Here is an 18,158-nt window from a genome sequence, read left to right on the forward strand (position 1 = left end):
GACGCAGGAGGACTCATGAGCGAGCGACCGCCGCTGGCCGGCGTCACCGTCCTCGACTTCTCCCGGGTGCTCGCCGCGCCGATGGCCACCCAGATCCTCGCCGAGCTCGGCGCGACCGTGGTGAAGGTCGAACGGCCGCGCAGCGGGGACGAGACGCGCGGGTTCGAGCCACGCCTGCCCCACGGGGAGAGCGCCTACTTCTTCGCGTTCAACCGCGGGAAGCGCTCGATCACCCTCGACCTCAAGCACCCGGACGGCCGCGACCTCGCCCGCCGCCTGGCCGCCCGCGTCGACGTCGTCGTGGAGAACTTCCTGCCCGGGACGATGGATCGGCTCGGACTCGGCTACGCGGAGCTGTCCGCGGACAACCCCGGCCTCGTCTACGTCTCGGCGACGGGCTTCGGCCAGACCGGGCCGAACCGCGACCGGAAGGGTTACGACACCGTCTTCCAGGCGCTGTCCGGCGTGATGGCGGTGACCGGCTCCCCGGACGGCCCGCCGGCCAAGGCCGGGGTCCCGGTGGCCGACATGACCTCCGGCCTGTGGGTGGCGATCGCCGTGCTCACCGGGCTCATGGGCCGGGCGACGGGCGGCCGCGGCCGCCATCTCGACGTCGCGATGATGGACGTCCAGCTCAGCCTGCACGCCCTCAACGCGGCGCGGCTGTTCGCCCTCGACGAGGACCCCGTGCGTACCGGGACCGAACATCCTGGACGCGTCCCGTCGGCCGCGTTCCGCGCCGCCGACGGCGGGTGGCTGCACATCAGCGGCAGCGACCAGCACTGGGTGCCGCTGTGCACCATCCTCGGGCTGCACGACCTCGCCGCCGACCCCGCCCTGCGGAACAACGCCGGCCGGGTCGCCCAGCGCGAACGCGTCATGCGGGCGCTCACCGACGCGATCGCCACCCGCGACCGCGACCCGCTGGTCAAGGAACTGCGCGCCGCCGACGTGCCGGTCGGCGAGGTACGGGGCGTACGGGAGGCGCTGGCGGATCCGCACACGGCGGCGCGCGCCATGGTCACCGCCTTCGAGCACCCCACCGAGGGCACCTTCCCCGCCCTGCGCACCCCGCTGCGGGAGGCCGCGTCTCCTCCGCCCGATCCCGCCCCGCCGCCGCTGCTGGGTGCCGACACCGACGCCGTCCTGACCGACCTGCTCGGCCTCACGCCCGCCGAGGTCGCCGACCTGCGCACCGAAGGGGTGATCTGACGATGATCGGCGAGTCCGATCCGGTCCGGGTCCGCTGGGAGACGACCGACGGCGTCGCGTACGTCGAGCTGAGCCGGCCCGAGGCCCGCAACGCCGTCGACCTCCCCATGTGCCGGCAACTGCGGGCCGCCTTCGAGGAGATCGACGCCGACGACGACGTACGCGTCGTACTGCTCTCTGCCCGGGGTCCGTCGTTCTGCGCCGGAGCCGACCTGAAGGAACGCACCGGCAAGGACGCCGGATGGGTCCGTCGCAGGCGCGTCGCCTCCTTCGCCGCGTACGCCGCCATCGAGCAGTGCCGCCGCCCGGTCGTCGCCCTCGTGCACGGCGCGGTCGTCGGCTCGGGGTGTGAGATCACGATGGCCGCCGACTTCGCCGTCGCGGCCGAGGGCACGACGTTTCGCTTCCCCGAGCCCCACTGGGGCACCGTGGGCGCGACGCAGCGGTTGCAGCGCGTGATCGGCAAGCGACGGGCGAAGGAGCTGCTGTTCACGAACCGCCCGCTGCCCGCCACCGAGGCGCTCGACCTCGGCCTCGTCTCGCGCCTGGTTCCCTCGGAGCGGCTCCGGGAGACCGGGGCGGAGATCGCGCGGACGATCGGTGAGGCGCCGCCGCTCGCGATCGCCCTGACCAAACGCGCCGTCGACCTGGGCAGTGAGACCGATCTCGACCGCGGCATCCGGATCGAGATGGCGGCCATCGAGCAGTGCCTCGCCGACGATGGCTGGCGCGACGGCGTCGACCGGTTCACGCGGCGGGAGCGAGGCACCGACAACCCGGCCGAGGAGGGCTGATGGATCTCAGGACCGCATGTCCGCTCACCGCCCACGAGGCCCTCGACCGTGCCGCGATGCTCGCGCCGGACGTCGAGGCCGTGGTCACCGCGGAAGACCGGATGACCTACCGCGACCTGGCCCGCGAGGTGGCCCGCGTACGGGCGGCACTGGCCAGGGCCGGGGTCGGGAGGGGAGACCGGGTCGGCATCTGCGCCGGCAACGGACCTCGCTGGGTCGCGCTCTTCGTCGCGATCGGCTCGGTCGGCGCCGTCGCGGTGCCGGTCAACACCCGGTTCACGGCCGACGAGGTGCACTACACCCTGGCCCACGCCCGCGTCTCCACGCTCTTCGTCGCCGACCGCGTCCTTCGCGTCGACTTCATCGCCATGCTGCGCACGCTCGGTTTCGGCGGCGACGGCGCGTCGGTCTGCGCGGCGCTGCCCGACCTCACGTCGGTCGTCGTGCTCAGCGACGACGCCCCCGGCTGGGCCACGTCGTGGCCGGACTTCCTCGGCGCCGCCGACGCCGACGTGCCGCCCAGCGGGACGCCGGACGACGTCCTGCTGGTGCAGTACACCTCCGGCACCACGTCCCGGCCCAAGGGCGTGCTGCTCACCCACCGCGGCATGTGCGCCGACGCCTTCTTCTCCGGCGCGCGTCTCGGCCTGCGGACGGGCGACCGCTTCCACAGCGCGCGCCCGTTCTTCCACGTCGCCGCGACCACCTTGTCGATCCTCGCGTCGATCCAGCACGCCGCGACGCTGGTGACGATGCCGCGCTTCGAGCCCGCGGAGGCCCTGCGCCTGCTGGAGGCCGAGCGCTGTACGCACTTCTCCGGCAACGACACCATCGCGCTGATGCTGCTCAACCACCCCGACCGCACGCGGCGTACGCTGCACCTGCGCGGTGCCTGGGTCGCGGCCTCCCCCACGGTCATCCGACGCGTCATCGACGAGCTCGGGGCCAAGGAGTGCGTCGCGGGCTACGGCCTGTCGGAGGCCTCGCCGAACGTCGCCCAGTCGTGCTGGTGGGAACCCGAGGAGGTGCGGGCCTCGGGCGCGATGCGCGTCGAACCCGGCGTCGAGGTGCGCATCCGGGCCCTGGACGACGGCCACGACTGCGGGCCCGGCGAGCCCGGCTCCATCCTCGTCCGCGGCTGGAACGTGATGCGTGGCTACCTCGACGCCCCGGAGCAGACCGCCGCCGCCATCGATGGTGACGGCTGGCTGTCCACCGGCGACATCGGCACCCTCGACACGACCGGGCGCCTGCACTTCGTCGGACGTACGAAGGACATCATCAGAGTGGGCGGGGAGAACGTCGCGCCCGCCGACGTCGAGGACACCCTGCACCGCCATCCGCGAGTCCGCCAGGCCGCCGTCGTCGGCGTACCCGACGAGCGGCTGATCGAGGTGCCCTTCGCGTTCGTCGTGCTCACCGAGCCCGGAGCGGCGACGGAGCCGGAGCTGCTCGACTGGGCCCGCGACCACATGGCCGGTTTCAAGGTCCCGCGCCACCTGCGCATCGTCGAGGGGTTCGAGCACATCGGCATGACCGCGAGCTCGAAGGTGCAGAAGACCCGGCTGGCCTCCCACGCTCGCACGCTGCTCGAACGGCCGCGCCCCGGGGCCGGGACGTGACCGGGCCGAACGGGGGCGCCGAAGACACGCCCCGGTGGGCACGCCCTCCGGTGAAGGGGGACTCATGACCGTCATCCCCACGCCCGTCACCCGGCTGCTCGGCATCGACCTGCCGATCGTGCAGGCGGGCATGTCCTGGGCCTCGTCCTGTTCCGCGCTCCCGCTCGCCGTCAGCCGGGCCGGCGGGCTCGGCGTCGTCGCGGCCGGTCCGATGCGGCCGGCCGACCTCGCCCGTACGCTGGACGAGATGGCCGCCGGCACCGACCGGCCCTGGGCGGTGAACCTGCCGCTCTACCGGGCGGGTGCCGACGAGGTGATCGAGCTGCTGCTCGAGCGCAGGCCTCCGGTGCTCATCGCGTCGCAAGGCGGACCACGCCGCTACCTGCGGCGCTTCCAGGACGTCGGCACGACCTGCCTGCACGTGGTCGCCGGCGCCGAGCACGCCCGCAAGGCCGTCGACGCCGGCGTGGACGGGCTCGTCGTCGTCGGCGCCGAGGCGGGAGGTCACCCGCCGCCGGCCATGGTGACCACGCAGGTGCTGGTGCGCGCCGTCGTGACGGCCGTTCCGGACACGCCCGTCGTCGCCTCCGGCGGCATCGCGGACGGCGCGGGGCTGGCCGCGATGCTGGCCCTCGGCGCGGGCGGCGCCCAGTTCGGCACCCGGTTCCTCGCCAGCGAGGAGGCCACCGTCCATCCGGACTACAAGGCGGCCGTCCTCGCCGCCGGCGTCGACGACACCCGCACCGTCGGGCACGGCCTCGGTGTCATCCGCGCGATCGCGAACGGCTTCACCGCCCGCATGACCACGCTGGAGACCTCCGCCGCCGACCTCGACGTCCGCCGCAAGGCGTTCCAGGCCTCGACGCTGAAAGACGCCGCCCTGCACGGCGACGTCACCGGCGGCAAGGTCGAGGCCGGACAGTCCGCCGGGCTCATCGACGCGGTCCTCCCGGCGGCCCGGATCGTCGAGCGGATCGTCGCCGAGTACGCCGATGCGCGTGAGCGGCTCCTCCCTCCGGCGACCTGACGGAGCGCCGGGGCTCCCGGCGGCCTGTCGGTCGCGGCGAGTCGCGGACTCGCGGGTGGCAGGAGACCGCTCGCCGGTCAGGACTCGCGGGCGCCGTACACGCGCAGGATGCCGTGGCGCAGCGCTTCCGCCGCCTGGGCGGTGGTCATGCGGCCGGCGGCGACCTCGCCGCCGGCCGCGTGGCCGAGCGCGATGGTCACCGAGACCAGCCAGGCCGGACTGAGGGCGCCGTCGAACTCGCCGGTGGCCTGGCCCCGTCTGATCAGCCGCTCCAGTGGCGCGATGACCGCGGCGTGCTGACGGTCGGATTCCGCCTTGTCGATGGCGGTCACCGACGGGTGCAGGAGCAGCGCGTACCGGTCGAAGAGCCGCCAGGCGACGTCGAGCCAGCGCAGGAGCGCCTCGGTGGCGGTGCCACCGTCGACGTCGGCGGCATCGAGGGCGGCGACGGCTTCGGCCGTGATGCGGTCGAGGACCGCGGCGAGCAGCAACGGCCGGGACGGGTAGTGGGCGTACACGGTCTGGCGGGCGACGCCGGCTGCGGCGGCGATCTGTTCCACCTTCGCGTCCGGATGCCGGCCGAGTACCTGGACGGCGGCGTCGAGTACGGCGGCGGCGCTGCGCTCGGCGTCCGAACGCCGCCGGCGGCGCCGGCCTCCTGTTATCTCTGACACGGTTGTCCAATCTACCGCTGGACGTTAACTTGGACACCGGTGTCAAAGATAATCCGATCTCAGGGGGAACAGATGACGCCCCGTACCGATCTGACCGGCTATCTGGTCCGCTATCCCCAGGAGGCAGGGCTGGGTGACGAGGATCCGGCGACTGTGCTCGACCGCTACCACACATCGGACTATGAGCTGGTCAACGACGGTGTGCCGCTGGACCGGAGGCGGCTGCTGGATCACATCCGCCCGGCCCGCAAACGGGCCGCCGGTCTCCGTGTCGAGGTCGAGCAGGCGTTGGTGGACGGCGACCAGGTCGCGGCCCGATACCGGCTCATCGCCGAGCTGCGCAAGGGCGGCACCATCACCACGGAGATCTACATGTTCGGAGAGCTGGCCGCCGACGGCAGGCTGCGCCGCGCCGTCCAGGCCACCCGGGCGATCCGGCCCGAGTAGTTCCGCCGGTCCATCGAACGTGAGGGCGTTCGTCCGCAGGGTCGCCTGACCTGCCACGATGGCGTTGTCACATTCGCGGATCGTCTATCGTCCCCTTTTCGTGAACGACGATGACGACGCGGCGAGGGAGTTCGAGGCTCTGCGCGGCCGGTTGGTCGCGGTGGCCTACGGGCTGCTGGGCAGCGTCGACGAGGCCGAGGACGCCGTCCAGGAGAGCTGGCTGCGGCTCTGCCGCGTCGACCGGAGCGAGATCGACGACCTGACCGGCTGGCTGATCGTCACCGTGGCCCGCATCGCGCGCGACGCGCTGCGCTCGGCGCGTCACCGCCGCGAGGAGTACGTCGGGCCCTGGCTGCCCGAACCCCTGGTCGGCGTCGGCGACCCTCGGGCCGGTGCCGCCGACCCGGCCGACCGCGTCACGCTGGACGAGTCGCTCAGCATGGCCCTGATGGTGGTGCTGGAGGCGCTCAGCCCGGCCGAACGGACCGCGTTCGTGTTGCACGAGGTGTTCGGGATGCCGTTCGCCGACGTCGGACGGGTCGTGGGCCGCAGCCCCGCGGCCTGCCGCCAGCTCGCGGCGCGGGCCCGGCGGCGGGTCCAGGCGGGTGCGCCGCGGTTCGCGGTGTCGCCGGGCGAGCGGCGTCGGGTGACCGACGCGTTCGCCGACGCCTGCGGAAACGGGAACGTCCGCGCCCTGCTGGACGTGCTGGACGGCGGTGTCGTCCTGCGCAGCGACGGCGGCGGAGTCGTCCGGGCCGCGCGCAGACCCGTTCGCGGCGCGGACCGGGTCGCCCGCTACCTGGCGGGCGTCACCCGCCGCAGAGGTGTCCGCACGATGATCCCCACGACCGTCAACGGCGAGCCGGGCCTGCTCTGGCTGCTCGACGGCGCGCTGGACTCCGTGGTGACGATCACCGTGGCGAACGGACGCGTCACCGCGATCGACATCGTCCGCAACCCCGGCAAGCTCGCCCGGGTGCGCCGCCAGACCGCTCCCCCCGCGCGGAGCCGGAACCGAGAGGAATGATCATGTCTGACATCGTGATCCTGGGCGGTGGGTTCGCCGCCGTCTGGAGCGCCGCCGCCGCGGCCCGGCTGCTGCGGCAGCAGGGTGCGGACCGCACGGTCACCCTCATCGCCCCGGGCGAAGACCTGGTGATCCGCCCTCGCCTCTACGAGGCCGACCCCGCGACGATGCGGGTCCCGCTCGACGACGTCCTGAAGCCCATCGGAGTGGAGCGTTCGGCGGGCACGGCCACCGCCGTCGACACCGAGCGGCGGCGGGTGACCGTCCAGGGCCGCGACGGCGACGTCTCCGAGCGGTCGTACGAACGGCTCGTTCTGGCGACCGGCAGCCGGCTGGTCCGGCCGGACCGGCTGCCCGGGGCCGAGCGCCTGCACGACGTCGACACCATCGAGGCCGCCGCGGCGCTGGACGAACACCTGCACGCTCTTCCCGCGGGACCGGCCGACGGCCGCTTCACCGCGGTGGTCGTCGGCGCCGGGTTCACCGGCCTGGAGATCGCGACCGAGCTCGTGGGCCGCCTGCGCGCGGTCGCGGCGCCCCACGGCGCCGAGGACCAGGTCCGCGTCGTCCTGGTGGAACGCGCCGGCGCCCTGGGCCCCGAACTCGGCCCCGGCCCGCGCCCCGCCATCACCGCCGCCCTGGACGAACTGGGCGTCGAACGCCGGCTCGGCACGTCTCTCTCCGCCGTCACCGAGCAGGGCGCCGAGCTGAGCGACGGCGTCACCATCCCCGCCCGGACGGTCGTGTGGACGGCCGGCGTGCGCGCCAGCCGGCTCACCGAAGACGTCCCCGCCGAACGCGACGACCTCGGCCGCCTGCTCACCGACCGTTTCCTGCGGGTGCCCGGCGTGCCCGGCGTCTACGCGGCCGGGGACACCGCCGCCGCCGAGACCGAGGGCGGCCACCGGACGATGCCCAGCTGCCAGCACGCGCTCCCGCTCGGACGCTTCGCCGGTCACAACGTGGCCGCCGACCTGCTGGGCCTGCCGCCGGTCCCCTTCGCCCCCGACCCGTACGTCACCTGCCTCGACCTCGGCTCCGCCGGGGCGGTCTTCACCACCGGATGGGATCGCCGGGTCAAGTGGACCGGTGAGACGGCCAAGGCCCGCAAACGTACGGTGAACGAGGACTGGATCTACCCGCCGGCCAACGACGCCGACGAGATCCTGCGCCGCGCCGACTACCGGGTCTCGACCCGCCGTCCCGTCAAGGCCGGACCGGCTTGATCGCCACGCCCGCGAAGGCGCCCGCCTGAGCGGGCGCCAAGGCGGCGTCGCGGAGGTTCCCGTCCGGGCGCCACTCCGAGACCGGGACGACGCCCGGCTCGACCAGGTCCCAGCCCGCGAAGAACTTCTCGGTGCGTTCCCGCGGACGGGCGGTCAGGCTCACGCCGGCGCCGGTGTAGCTGCCCACCACGGCCCGGGACGTCTCCGGGTCGTCCACCAGGTCGGCGGTGGCGTGCGACAGGATCATCACACTGCCGGGCGGCAGGGCGGCCTTGTAGCGTTCGAGGATCTCCCCGGGCCCGTCCTCGTCGGGGATGAAGTGCAGCAGCGCGACGGTGAGCAGGGCCACCGGCCGGGTGAAATCGATGAGGCCGGTCGTCTCGGGCGCGGACAGGATTCGCCGGTGGTCCCGGAAGTCGGCGTCCAGGTAGGCGGTACGGCCCTCGGGAGTGCCCTGGAGCAGGGCTCGCGCGTGCGCCAGCACGATCGGGTCGTTGTCCACGTAGACGACGCGCGAGTCGGCGGCCACGGACTGGGCGACCTCGTGAGTGTTGTCGGCCGCCGGGATGCCCGTGCCGATGTCCAGGTACTGACGGATGCCCAGGCTCGCCGCGAACCGCACCGCGCGCCCCAGGAAACGGCGGTTGGCCTGGGCGCCGACGGCCAGACCAGGAAAGATCTCCAGCATCTTGGCGGCGGCCTCCCGGTCGGCCGCGAAGTTGTCCTTGCCGCCCAGGAAGTAGTCGTACAGGCGCGCCGCGTGCGGCACATCGGTTCGCAGGTCGAGTGACGGCCGGCGCTGGTCCCCTCGTACGTCGGCCCACGCCGCCGATGAGCTCCCGGGCGCCGCGCTCGCCGGCGGCTGCTCCGATCCGGGATCCGCTTCCGTCACCAGAACCCACTCACTTCCCCATAGCGGGACGCATTCGCCGTATCGCGCGAATGCTACCCCTGTCCGGGGCGCGGAAGCCTGCGGGTCCGCGCCCCTGGGGGGTGCGGACCGGCGGCTCGCGGCTAAAGGTCAGGCGGGGACGATGTTCTCCGCCTGGGGGCCCTTCTGGCCCTGCGTGATGTCGAAGGTGACCTTCTGCCCCTCGTGGAGCTCGCGGTAACCCTGCGTCATGATGTTCGACTGGTGGGCGAAAACGTCGGCGCCGCCGTCGTCGGGCTCGATGAAGCCGAAGCCCTTCGTCGCGTTGAACCACTTCACGGTGCCAGTGCTCATGATCTTCTTCTTTCTGGGGTGATGACGGAGCGCGCGCCTTACGGGCTCCGGTCGCTGCGATGATCCGGATCCGGGAAGGTCCGGAAAGGTCCGGGAAGGCCCGGAAAAACGAAAATGCGCCTGAAGGTCGGAGCCTGCAGGCGCACCAAGGTCTAGGGAACCACAACTGCAACTAGCAGGCACGCTATCACACGGAGTATGCGCCCCACCGGATCGACCTGCGGACATCGGACCTGATCCGGGCGGGAACTCGGGGACGCGGTGTGCCGTTGTGCCCGTTGGCGGAGGCCGAGTCCTGGTACGAGCGTGCCGGCTCCGGTCGCCGGATTGTTCGTTCTCCCAGGGTTGAGGTCTGCCTTCGGCGGCGGATGGTCGCAGCAGCGCGCGATGGCGCTGCGGCCCACACCTGCTTCCCCGAAGGAGTTTCGATGACGTCCAACGCCCTGCGATCGGCCGGCATTGCCGCCGGTGCCGGTGGCGAGGAGTGCATCGCTGCCCGTGGCAGCGACTACGCGGTCCTGGCCCGGCAGGTCAAGAACGCCGGGATGCTGGACCGTCGGCCCGGCTACTACTCGCTGAAGATCGCGGCCAACCTGGGCCTGTTCGCGCTCGCCGGCACGGCGTTCGTGCTCCTCGGGCACTCGTGGTGGCAGATGCTCGTCGCCGCCTTCCTCGGGATCGTCTTCACCCAGATCGCGTTCGTCGGGCACGACGCCGGTCACCGCCAGATCGCCGGCTCGAGGCGGGTCAACGACCTGCTCGGGCTGGTCCACGGAAACCTGCTGATCGGGCTGAGCTACGGCTGGTGGGTGACCAAGCACAACCGCCATCACGCCAACCCCAACCACGAGGACCGGGACCCCGACGTCGCGAACGGCGCGATCGCCTTCACCACGGATCACGTACGGTCCCGCCGCAGGTGGGCGACCCGGGCGCTGGCGCGCCACCAGGCGTACCTGTTCTTCCCCCTCCTCCTGCTCGAAGGAGTCAACCTCCACGTCGCGAGCGTGCGGGCCCTGTTCGGCGACGACATGGGCAGGACCAGGTCCAAGCCGGTGGAAGCGCTGTTGCTCGGGGTGCACCTGGCCGGCTACCTCACCGCTCTCCTGGTCGTGCTCACCCCGTTGCAGGCGCTGGTCTTCCTCGTCGTCCACCAGTGCGTGTTCGGCTTCTACATGGGGTGTACGTTCGCGCCCAACCACAAGGGCATGCCGACCGTACGCGAGGCCGACAAGCTGGACTACCTGCGCCGGCAGGTGCTCACCTCGCGGAACATCCGCGGTGGCCGGTTCGCCGACTTCGTGCTGGGCGGGCTGAACTACCAGATCGAGCACCATCTGTTCCCCAGCATGCCGCGCCCCAGCCTGCGCCGGGCCCAGGAACTCGTCCGCGCCCACTGCGGGAAACACGGCCTGACGTACCACGAGAGCAGCATCGTCGGTTCGTACGGCCAGGTTCTCCGCCATCTGCACGCGGTCGGCGCGCCCTTGCGCCGCATGCCGGACGCCGGATGACCGGATTCTCACCGGACGCCGTACGGTCACGGCCCGTCGTCCCCGGGGCCGCCCTGGTGGGGTAGTGTTGGGGCCAGTCGAGGGTTTCTCGTGCGCTCACAACCGAGTCGGCGCCGTCCCCGGCACTCACTACTTCGGCCTCTTCACAGTAGGTCAAGACGGGTCGGCGAACACGCCGCCGCAGCGGACTCACGGATGATCGTCGAGGGGCGACACGCCTCACCGATCGTTCCGGCTCCACCGCCCGACGCCGTCCTTGCCCGCCGGGCCCGTTGCGCGACCCGCGTTCTCAATCCCGCGGGCGACACGTCCGGCACGGCCTCACCCGAGCCCCGGCCGGTAAGTCCCGCTGTGACCCGGCCTTCGATTCGGAGACCGATTCATGTACCACGACACCATCCGGGCCGACCTGTTCGGCCACTCGATACGCGGCCATACCGTGCTGGCGATCTCCGGCGAGCTGGACATCTCCACCACCGCCGGCCTCCGCGACCGGATCGCCGCCGTCCTGGAGGACCGGGCCAGGCTGGTGGTCATCGACCTGTCCCGTGTCTCGTTCTGCGACGCCTCCGGACTGAGGATGCTCGTCGCCGTACGACGGAAGGCGGACGCGTACGGGTGCGCCGTCGCCCTGGCCGGACCGCGTCCCCACGTGCGGAAACTGCTGCGCATCACCGGCCTCGACCAGACCTTCCCGATCTACTCGACCCTCGGCCAGGCCGTGCCCGGCCGGGTGGACGCCCATGGCCCCGCCGTCGCATGAAACTCAAGGACGCGAACGGCCGACGGCCGCCGGGCGACGCCGGCGCGCCGTAACGAGCGTCGCCGCAGAAGGACGACCGCGATGAGCGACAGCGGCCCCACGGGCGAACTCCACCTTCGCGTGGCCGGCCACACGACCGACTGGAAACTCCTTCTCGTCGACGAACCGCCCACCGAGGACGAGGTGGCATCCTGGATGCAGGAAAGGATGGTGGCCCGGATCCGGGTCACCGAGCAGGGCAGCAACGAGCCGCACACGTTGCTGGTGAACTTCTCCCTCGTCGTGGCCGCCCGCCTCCTCCCGGCGTCCCGCGGCGACCGAGGCGTCCAGTTCTGACCACCCGCGCGCGGCTGCCGGGGTTCATTGGGTGTTGGCCGAATGCTCCACGGCGTCGCCGCCTGGATCGACTTCGTCGACCGGCTGGTCGACCATCCCGCACTGAGTGGGCCGGAACTCACCTCCCTACACGCGAGGCGAGCCGTACAGCCAGGTGACCATGCCGTGGCTGGTAGTCCCCCATCCGTGCGCCCCCGAGGCGACGCGAACATTCCTGATGCTTGAGCGCGTCGCGGAGCTCACCGGCCAGGAGTTGAAACTCGATGAGTATTTCGAGGACTTCGACGCCCGCTTCTGGCAGGTGGACTCGCCCCGGAAGCTGGAGCACCGCCAGGTCTTCCAAGAACCCGACGTTCCCAGCTGGGCGGCCCTGGCCGACGGCGATCGTGAACGTTCACTTGCGCTCGCCGACGAGATGCGCACAGGCATCGCCGAGCACCAGCGGCGACTCGATGCGCACGGCATCGTCCAGCGGCGGATTCGCGTCGTGGAGCTTCCGCTCTCCGACTACCTGTGGTGGGAGCTCTACATCCTGCGCATCCGCGCCGACCCGGGAGCACGGATCCGCGTGTTGGCCCCGTCGGACGTCGCCTCGTGGAGACGCCCGGTCCGCTGCCAGAGATCATCCTGCTCGGTGAGCAGACCACGTACGAGGTGCGGTACGACGACGACGGCATCGTCATGGGAGCGAAGCTGCTGACAAATTCCCAGGTCGCCGTGGCGTGCCGCGCCGAGATGGCGGCGCTGTGGACGAGAAGCGAGGACCTGGCGAGTTTCCTCACGCGTACGGGCGTGCTGGCGAACACAGGAAAGCCGTCTTAACGGGCTGGTGAGGTGTCTCGTGACAGGCCGTTCGCGCGGATCTAGATCGACCGGCCCGCTGTACGGCAGGCTGCTCGTCATCTCACCGGTGTCCGTCTCAGTCTTCGTGGTCGCCGTCTCGCCGATCGCACTCGACCTCTTCGGCGGGAGCGCGAACTCCTGGGCCCGGCGCGGCAGGTGGGAGCTGGGACAGCTCTCCGAGGCGCACCTCCGGGAGGCTGCCGACACCTCTGAAAGCCGCAGAGCGCGAAGGTTCCATCAGATCCTCGACTGCTCCATTGTCACATTCGGTCGAGGGCGGCGACCATGAGCATTACCGCGAATGATAGACCACCGCAGAGAACGACCGCGGAGCCGGCAAGAGCGAGGCCGGGTTTGAACAGGCGGCGCATTACCAGATAGCCCACCATGGTGACCAGAAATGCGAACACGGAAAGGTAGAGAACGAACAGCGACGTCGCGCCCACAAGGAAGGCGCTGAGCAGAGAGGCCGCCACCCTGGTACGCATCTTGAGGTTACGGTCGGTGACCGCGTAGGTGACGGCCCCAGCGAACACGGCGCTGCCGACGGGTATCGCGATTACCAGGCTCAGGCCGGAATTCATGGGGGAGTCTCCGATCCGGTGGATTCGATGTAATGCGTTGGCCGCTCCGTATGATCCGGACCCGGGGCAAAAAGTTCGATCAACGGTTTCGTAGATTCGCGTGGGGCGTTGGGTGCTGTTCAGGGTGCGGGCAGACTCGAGAACATCGACTCGGTTGCGGCGGAGGTCGCCGCCGATGTGGATGCCCTTCTGCGCGCTCGACAGGTGCCACGTGACGCTCCCTCAGGCAAGCGCGAAGTCCTGGTCAAGTTGGTAGCGGCTTAACCTCGAACAGCGCCTCTTGGCCGGAGGTCGATCACGCGTCGATGCTCAACAAGCCACTCAGCGAGCGAACAACGGAGGCCCTGATGCTTGAGCGTGTCGCGGAGCTCACGGATGTGGTGGCATTTATAGGAAACATGCGAGCTCTATCTGATGATCTCGCCAGCTCGATCGACCCCAGTATCGCCGAAACGAATCATCCGGGACGTGTACACCGACGAAGGTGTTGAGGACATCCCAGACGAGACCAAGGGCAAGCTTCATGCATTGCTGCTAGCCAGCCTCGTCGCCGACGAACGGTTCGACGATGCTGGACCAGACGAATTTCTGGACAGGGCCAGGAAGCTCGCCGACGAACTACTTGCGCCCCCCACCTGACCAGGTTGCCCTCGCGTGCTCAGGCAGGATCGAGATGGTCGTTCCGGCGGTATCATCCGACGGACGACCAGTTGCGGTCGCACCTCGTCGAACGTCCTCTCCCTCCCACTACGGCTCCGGCCCTATCCGCGGTGCCGCCACCAGCGACGCTTCTGGGGTGGTGCCGGCTCCTCGTCGTCGTTCTGTGCCGCGCGGACCAGCGCCGCCGTCGCCACGGCGCGGTCGTCCGCACGGCAGCCGGGAGTGACGGTCATCAGCTGTGCCAGCGATTCCTCGATCGTGACCAGGCGGTTCGCGGCCGCGGCCGCGTCGAGCCGGGCTCGGACCATCCCCCGTACCTCCTCCCGCAGGTGCGGTTCGCGGTACGCGGACGTCACAAGGGCGAACAGCGCCGCGTCGGCGACCCAGTCCTCGACGCCGAAGGCGAGATCCACCAGGACGCTTCGCCGGGTCGAGGTCGGCCACGGCTCGTCCTTGGCATGGTGCAGGATGCCGAGGCACACCCACGGCTGCATGAGCCGGTACCAGTACGTCGGGGTCGACTTGGCCAGGTGCTGCCAGCGTGGCGTGTCCGGCGGCTCGGGCAGGTGTGCGAGCAGCCCGAGCAGGTCGTCCAACGGCAGGTCGCCGAGGGGTTCGGCCTGCAGGTAGCCGGACAACGGCGACGGCCACGGCTCTCCGGCGACCTCGTGCAGTACCCGCACCGCGGCGGCCGACGGCGGCGGCGCGGCGGGCAGCGGCTCGGTGCCGTCGTACCGCCAGACCGCGTACCGGCCGGGCCGTACGGTCATCCGGATATCGGGGGCCGGGAACTCGGCGATGCCGATGTCGACCGGGCCCGCGACCCGGCGGAAGGCGGTCATGGCACTGGCCGGCTCCGCCGCGGAGAGCCCGAGACCGGTGAGCTCGAGCCGCTCGCCCTGCGCCCGGCGGCTTCCGACCTCGTTGGCGAGGTTGCAGATCGCCTCGCTCGGCATCGGCACCCAGTTGAGCCACGGCCGCTGCGATCCGGCCATGGCGAACATCACCTCGGTCATCCCGCACGGGTGCGGATCATCATGAACCGCGACCAGGTCCGCCACATCGCCCGCCGCGCGGAACCGCACCGCGTGCCGCGCCGCATCACGGTGCGGAAAGTCGGGGTCGTCGGCCAACCGCCGCAGGTCGGCATCCACATCGTCCGAGAACATGGCGCGGAGCCTAGCAATCCGCGACGTCCACCCGGATAAGGGAATCGCCGCCATTTGTTGGGACCGAACGGACGGCGTGTCCGCACGAGTTCATCGCCGCCGAGGACGAGGGGCGGGAGACGAACGCCGGGCTGACCAGGTTCCGACGCCGGGTTCAGCCAGGTCAGGGTCTGCCGACGCCGGGTTCAAGCAGACGCCGGAGTCAGCCGACGCCGAGGGCCGCGTCGATCGCCGATGCGGCCAGCACGTGCTGGGCCACCATCAGGGTGAGTCCCACGGTCGCGCTGTCGTCGCCGCTGCGGGACGTGATCACCCGCAGCTTCTGCATCGTCCGCTCGACCGCGTCGGCCCGTACCCATCGCTCCACTTCCTCGGCCACGAGGGGAAGCTGCCCGAGGATGCCCCCGAGCACCAGCGTGTCGGGGTTGACCGTCGCGACGACGGCGGCGAGGACCCGGCCGAGGCGTTCGGCGCCGGCGCGCAGAGCGGCGATCACCGCGGGGTTGTGGGTGTGCATCTGAACGACGTCGTCGAGCGTGTGCACACCCTGGTCGGCGAGCTGGTCCAGCAGCGACCAGCCGGAGGCCCAGGCGGCCAGGCAGCCCTGGCGTCCGCACCGGCACACCGGCCCCTCGTCCGACACGCGGATGTGCCCGATGTCGCCGGCCGCGCCGTCGGCACCCCCGATCACCTCGCCGTTGACGACGATGCCGGCGCCGATGCCGCTGGCGTACTTGACCGCGAGCAGGATGCCCCGCCCGCCGCTCGCCGACGCCTCTCCCCGGGCGAAGGCGCGTGCGTCATTCTCGATCAGCAGGGGCACGTCCCAGCGAGAGCGGACCACGTCCTTGATCGCATAGTCCTCCCAGCCCGGCATCGTCGTACTCGCGCCGAGCCGGCCCGTGGCGACGTCGACCGGCCCGGGAATCCCCATGCCGACGCCGACGACCTGCGCGTTCTCATCCACTCGCAGGAGCTTGTCGGCGCGGTCCAGCAGGTCGGGCAGCAACCGGTCCGGGGGCTGGGCGATGTTCAGCCGCAGCGTCGCCATCCGCAGCGTGCGTCCGAACAGGTCGGCGACGGCGATGCGCCCGTGCGTCTGGCCGAGATCGAAGATCAGCGCGACCCGGTTGCGGTCGTCGAAACGCACCAGGCGGGCCGGGCGGCCCACCGTCGCTCCGGTCGATCCGGACTCATAGACCAACCCGGCGCGGAACAGCTGGTCGAGGCGTTCGAAGAGAGTGGTCCGCGACATCCCGGTGGCGGTGAGCAACTGCTGACGGGTCCAGCCCGGCCGGGTACGGATCAGGGCGAGCAGGTGGCCGGGCGAGGCGGCGCCGGCCAGGTCGGGCCTGGTCGTCCCTTCCCCACCAGGCGGTCTCGTCGCCGCCCCGCCTCCCGAGGCGCCCGGCCCGCCTCCCGAGGCGCCCGGCCCGCCTCCCGAGGCGCCCGGCCCGCCTGCTGAAGCGGTCGGCCCGGGTGCCGAGGCGGCCGGCTCGGCAGGGGTGTCCTGCGGCGAAGCCGGAGGATCGGACGGTGAGCCGGTCGTGTCATCGGTGCTACCTACGACTGCCACAGACGGACATTTCCTCCCCATTGCACTCTTGACCGGCGAGATGGCGGGTCATTATGTTCGGCGATCATACAGAACCGCCGGGGCATTTGGGAGCCTTAGTGCATCGAACCGCACAGGAGCCGTTGGAAGACGACACGGCCGGGACGGCTCGCCTCGGCGATGCCGCCGCCGATGTCCTACGCCGCAACGATCTGGGTCATCTGACGGTCGCCGCTCCGGAGCTCTACCCGCACCAGTGGAGCTGGGACACGGCATTCATCGCGATCGGCCTCTCTCACCTGTCGGTTTCCCGCGCCATCATCGAGATGTCGTCACTGCTGACCGCGCAGTGGCGCCGCGGAATGATCCCGCACATCGTGTTCGACACCGCGCCCGGCTACTTCCCCGGCCCCGAACGCTGGCGCACCGCGGTGGCGAGCGACGCGCCGGCGGGCGTGCGGACCTCCGGGATTTGTCAACCGCCCGTGCATAGCGTCGCGGTCGCCCGCATTCTCGACCAGGCGCGGCGGCGCGGTGGAGCCGACCGGCGCGCCGCCGAGGACTTCCTGACCGAGAGCATCGACGGCTGGCTGGCCTGGCACCGGTGGCTGGCGACCTCGCGCGACCCGGAGGGCTCCGGCCTGGTCGAGATCCACCACAGCTGGGAGTCCGGGATGGACAACTCGCCACGCTGGGACGCGCCGTACTCACGGGTGGACGCCGGCGAGATGGAGCCGTTCACCCGGAACGACACCACTCACGTCACCGATGCGGCCGAGCGGCCCACGGACGCGGAGTACCGGCGTTACATCTGGCTGGTCGACCAGATGGTCGCCGCCCGCTACGACGAGGAGGCGATCCGGCGCACCATCGACTTCCGGGTGGCCGACGTCTTCGCCTCGGCGCTGCTCGCGCTGTCCAGCGAGATCCTGGCCGAGCTCGCCGCCGGCGCCGGCCGCCATCGCGACGCGCGGGACATGGAGGAGATCGCCGCCCGGTTCCGCTCCGGCGTCATCGCGGCCGTGTCACCGCGGAGCGGGCTGGCCCAGGACCGTGACCTGCGAACCGGCGCCTGGCTGCCGACCGCGACCATCGGGGGGTTCGCGCCGCTGCTGTGCGGCGGCGACGCCGCCGTGCTGCGGCGCCAGCGGGAGCTGCTGCTCGGCCCCGAATGGTGCGGGCACCCCGATCTGCGGCACGCGGTGCCGCCGAGCACGTCCCCCACCTCCCCGGAGTTCCGCCCGCGCCAGTACTGGCGGGGGCCGCAGTGGCCGGTGATCACCTGGCTGTTCGGCTGGGCGGCGCGACGGCGCGGGGACGAGGCGCTGGAAGGGCAGTTGCGCGAGGAGTCGCTGCGCCAGCTCGGCGACCTGCGTTTCGCCGAGTACTACGAGCCCTTCACCGGAGAGGCGCTCGGCAGCCGTTGGCAGTCGTGGACCGCGGCCGTGACGCTGGACTGGCTGGCGTCATGACGACCTCG

At 71.4% G+C, this 18,158-nt stretch carries 20 protein-coding genes; 14 read left to right on the forward strand and 6 right to left on the reverse strand.

The genetic code is table 11. The features are described 5' to 3' along the window. Window positions 1-15 precede the first annotated feature (15 nt). The 4 genes from OG417_RS52185 (at window position 16) to OG417_RS52200 (ending at window position 4,655) form a co-directional block, all read left to right on the forward strand. The gene (locus tag OG417_RS52185) at window positions 16-1,212 is read left to right on the forward strand and encodes a CaiB/BaiF CoA transferase family protein (protein WP_329246711.1); all 1,197 of its coding nucleotides are present in this window, start codon (window positions 16-18) and stop codon (window positions 1,210-1,212) included. A 2-nt stretch (window positions 1,213-1,214) separates the two neighbouring features. Continuing rightward, a complete protein-coding gene (locus OG417_RS52190) occupies window positions 1,215-2,006 on the forward strand; it encodes an enoyl-CoA hydratase/isomerase family protein (protein ID WP_329246713.1) in 792 nt (263 codons plus the stop codon). Beyond that, complete coding sequence (locus tag OG417_RS52195; protein ID WP_329246716.1) at window positions 2,006-3,628, forward strand: AMP-binding protein; 1,623 nt, start codon at window positions 2,006-2,008, stop codon at window positions 3,626-3,628. The genes OG417_RS52190 and OG417_RS52195 overlap by 1 nt, the downstream gene beginning before the upstream one ends. 64 nt (window positions 3,629-3,692) lie before the next feature. Beyond that, the gene (locus OG417_RS52200) at window positions 3,693-4,655 is read left to right on the forward strand and encodes an NAD(P)H-dependent flavin oxidoreductase (RefSeq protein WP_329246719.1); all 963 of its coding nucleotides are present in this window, start codon (window positions 3,693-3,695) and stop codon (window positions 4,653-4,655) included. Window positions 4,656-4,732: 77 nt separating this feature from the next. On the opposite strand, the gene OG417_RS52205 is transcribed toward OG417_RS52200, so the two are convergent. Then, complete coding sequence (locus OG417_RS52205; protein ID WP_329246722.1) at window positions 4,733-5,329, reverse strand: TetR/AcrR family transcriptional regulator; 597 nt, start codon at window positions 5,327-5,329, stop codon at window positions 4,733-4,735. Between the two features lie 72 nt (window positions 5,330-5,401). On the opposite strand from OG417_RS52205, the gene OG417_RS52210 reads away from it, so the two are divergent. The 3 genes from OG417_RS52210 to OG417_RS52220 all read left to right on the forward strand — a co-directional run bounded on the left by OG417_RS52210 (window position 5,402) and on the right by OG417_RS52220 (window position 8,029). Continuing rightward, window positions 5,402-5,776 carry a nuclear transport factor 2 family protein gene (locus OG417_RS52210; protein WP_329246723.1) on the forward strand — a complete coding sequence of 125 codons (375 nt, stop codon included), beginning with the start codon at window positions 5,402-5,404 and terminating at the stop codon, window positions 5,774-5,776. A 100-nt stretch (window positions 5,777-5,876) separates the two neighbouring features. Beyond that, window positions 5,877-6,803 carry an RNA polymerase sigma factor SigJ gene (sigJ, locus tag OG417_RS52215; RefSeq protein WP_329246725.1) on the forward strand — a complete coding sequence of 309 codons (927 nt, stop codon included), beginning with the start codon at window positions 5,877-5,879 and terminating at the stop codon, window positions 6,801-6,803. 2 nt (window positions 6,804-6,805) lie between these two features. Then, window positions 6,806-8,029 (forward strand): NAD(P)/FAD-dependent oxidoreductase, encoded by a 1,224-nt coding sequence (locus tag OG417_RS52220; RefSeq protein ID WP_329246727.1) that lies wholly within the window; start codon window positions 6,806-6,808, stop codon window positions 8,027-8,029. Here OG417_RS52220 and OG417_RS52225 read toward each other — a convergent pair. After that, window positions 8,010-8,921, reverse strand: coding sequence for an SAM-dependent methyltransferase (locus tag OG417_RS52225; RefSeq protein WP_329246729.1), 912 nt, complete (start codon window positions 8,919-8,921; stop codon window positions 8,010-8,012). The genes OG417_RS52220 and OG417_RS52225 overlap by 20 nt on opposite strands. 129 nt (window positions 8,922-9,050) lie before the next feature. Next, a complete protein-coding gene (locus OG417_RS52230) occupies window positions 9,051-9,254 on the reverse strand; it encodes a cold-shock protein (protein ID WP_329246732.1) in 204 nt (67 codons plus the stop codon). 428 nt (window positions 9,255-9,682) lie between these two features. Here OG417_RS52230 and OG417_RS52235 point away from each other — a divergent pair, with 428 nt between their 5' ends. The 5 genes from OG417_RS52235 to OG417_RS54765 all read left to right on the forward strand — a co-directional run bounded on the left by OG417_RS52235 (window position 9,683) and on the right by OG417_RS54765 (window position 12,689). Beyond that, the gene (locus OG417_RS52235) at window positions 9,683-10,768 is read left to right on the forward strand and encodes a fatty acid desaturase family protein (RefSeq protein ID WP_329246735.1); all 1,086 of its coding nucleotides are present in this window, start codon (window positions 9,683-9,685) and stop codon (window positions 10,766-10,768) included. Window positions 10,769-11,150: 382 nt separating this feature from the next. Next, window positions 11,151-11,531 carry an STAS domain-containing protein gene (locus tag OG417_RS52240; protein WP_329246738.1) on the forward strand — a complete coding sequence of 127 codons (381 nt, stop codon included), beginning with the start codon at window positions 11,151-11,153 and terminating at the stop codon, window positions 11,529-11,531. A gap of 81 nt (window positions 11,532-11,612) precedes the next feature. Next, the gene (locus OG417_RS52245; protein WP_329246741.1) at window positions 11,613-11,867 is read left to right on the forward strand and encodes a hypothetical protein; all 255 of its coding nucleotides are present in this window, start codon (window positions 11,613-11,615) and stop codon (window positions 11,865-11,867) included. A gap of 217 nt (window positions 11,868-12,084) precedes the next feature. Then, on the forward strand, window positions 12,085-12,567 hold the full coding sequence (locus OG417_RS52250; RefSeq protein WP_329246744.1) for a DUF6879 family protein: 483 nt from the start codon (window positions 12,085-12,087) through the stop codon (window positions 12,565-12,567). Further along, window positions 12,462-12,689 carry a DUF6879 family protein gene (locus OG417_RS54765; RefSeq protein ID WP_442875634.1) on the forward strand — a complete coding sequence of 76 codons (228 nt, stop codon included), beginning with the start codon at window positions 12,462-12,464 and terminating at the stop codon, window positions 12,687-12,689. The genes OG417_RS52250 and OG417_RS54765 overlap by 106 nt, the downstream gene beginning before the upstream one ends. Before the next feature lie 281 nt (window positions 12,690-12,970). On the opposite strand, the gene OG417_RS52255 is transcribed toward OG417_RS54765, so the two are convergent. Beyond that, the gene (locus OG417_RS52255; RefSeq protein ID WP_329246747.1) at window positions 12,971-13,294 is read right to left on the reverse strand and encodes a hypothetical protein; all 324 of its coding nucleotides are present in this window, start codon (window positions 13,292-13,294) and stop codon (window positions 12,971-12,973) included. A 468-nt stretch (window positions 13,295-13,762) separates the two neighbouring features. Between OG417_RS52255 and OG417_RS52260 the strand changes: the two genes are divergently transcribed. After that, window positions 13,763-13,933, forward strand: coding sequence for a hypothetical protein (locus OG417_RS52260; protein WP_329246750.1), 171 nt, complete (start codon window positions 13,763-13,765; stop codon window positions 13,931-13,933). A gap of 122 nt (window positions 13,934-14,055) precedes the next feature. On the opposite strand, the gene OG417_RS52265 is transcribed toward OG417_RS52260, so the two are convergent. Further along, window positions 14,056-15,123 (reverse strand): hypothetical protein, encoded by a 1,068-nt coding sequence (locus OG417_RS52265; protein ID WP_329246752.1) that lies wholly within the window; start codon window positions 15,121-15,123, stop codon window positions 14,056-14,058. Between the two features lie 202 nt (window positions 15,124-15,325). Then, complete coding sequence (locus OG417_RS52270; RefSeq protein WP_329246755.1) at window positions 15,326-16,699, reverse strand: ROK family transcriptional regulator; 1,374 nt, start codon at window positions 16,697-16,699, stop codon at window positions 15,326-15,328. A 122-nt stretch (window positions 16,700-16,821) separates the two neighbouring features. On the opposite strand from OG417_RS52270, the gene ggh reads away from it, so the two are divergent. After that, window positions 16,822-18,150, forward strand: coding sequence for a glucosylglycerate hydrolase (gene ggh, locus OG417_RS52275; RefSeq protein WP_329246756.1), 1,329 nt, complete (start codon window positions 16,822-16,824; stop codon window positions 18,148-18,150). Window positions 18,151-18,158 lie beyond the last annotated feature (8 nt).

The organism is Actinoallomurus sp. NBC_01490, assembly GCF_036227085.1.
Taxonomy (GTDB): domain Bacteria; phylum Actinomycetota; class Actinomycetes; order Streptosporangiales; family Streptosporangiaceae; genus Actinoallomurus; species Actinoallomurus oryzae.